This is a genomic window from Leucobacter sp. M11 (assembly GCF_035726885.1).
GTDB lineage: Bacteria > Actinomycetota > Actinomycetes > Actinomycetales > Microbacteriaceae > JAPFRB01.
The window spans coordinates 1-275 of sequence record NZ_JAPFRB010000020.1 but is presented as its reverse complement, the minus strand read 5'-3'; the positions used below and the strand labels follow the sequence as shown (position 1 = coordinate 275).

The following is a 275-nucleotide window of genomic DNA, read 5'->3' as shown; positions in this document are numbered from 1 at the left end:
GGTTCGGTCCCCGTCGAACTCGCCCTGCACATCGACGGCTTCGCCGCCCTCGTCGCCGTCCTGGTCGGCACCGTCGCCACCTGCGTGCAGATCTACTCCACGGGATACCTGCGCGACGACCCGCGCTACGCCTCGTACGCCGCTCTCGTCTCCCTGTTCACCTCCGCCATGTTCCTCGTCGTCTACTCCGGCGACCTGATGGTGCTGCTGGTCGGGTGGGAAGTCATGGGCATCTGCTCGTACTTCCTCGTCGGCCACTACTGGGAGACCCCGGA

The 275-nt window shown here is 66.5% G+C and carries 1 pseudogene; it reads left to right on the top strand.

Features of this window, described 5'->3' with window-relative positions:
* Nucleotides 1-275, top strand: a pseudogene (locus OOT08_RS18835) (NADH-quinone oxidoreductase subunit L); the annotation flags it as partial.